Raw genomic sequence first — 375 nt, 5'->3', positions numbered from 1 at the left:
TTCCTCGCCGACGACACGATGATCGCGTCGTACGAACTCGGCGGCGGCTGGCTGCACATCCAGGAGGCGAAGGTCGGCAAGCGGGCGTTCCTGGGCAACTCCGGGATGGCCGGGCCGGGCCGCCGCGTCCCGAAGAACGGTCTGGTCGCGGTGCTGTCCGCCGCGCCGAGCAAGGCGAAGTCCGGTTCGTCGTGGCTCGGCAGCCCGCCGGTGCGGCTGCGCCGGGCCGTCGACACCTCCGACGCGGCCCGCACGTTCGCGCCGCCGATGCGGCTCAAGATCGCCCGGGCGGTGGTCGAGACCTGCCGGTTGATCCCGGTGACGGTCACCTTCGGCATCGGCCTCGGCGTGCTGTTCGCCCTGCAGGCGCTGGGC

Annotated in this window: 1 protein-coding gene; it reads left to right on the top strand. The window is 73.1% G+C overall.

From position 1 onward, the window contains the following. The coding region (locus tag AC1DYG_RS20670; RefSeq protein WP_477641700.1) for a hypothetical protein at positions 1 to 375 on the top strand (375 nt) is incomplete at both ends.

The organism is Pedococcus sp. P1_H8 (assembly GCF_056405175.1).
The sequence above is the reverse complement of the archived record's forward strand: the minus strand, read 5'-3'. Positions and strand labels throughout refer to the sequence as shown.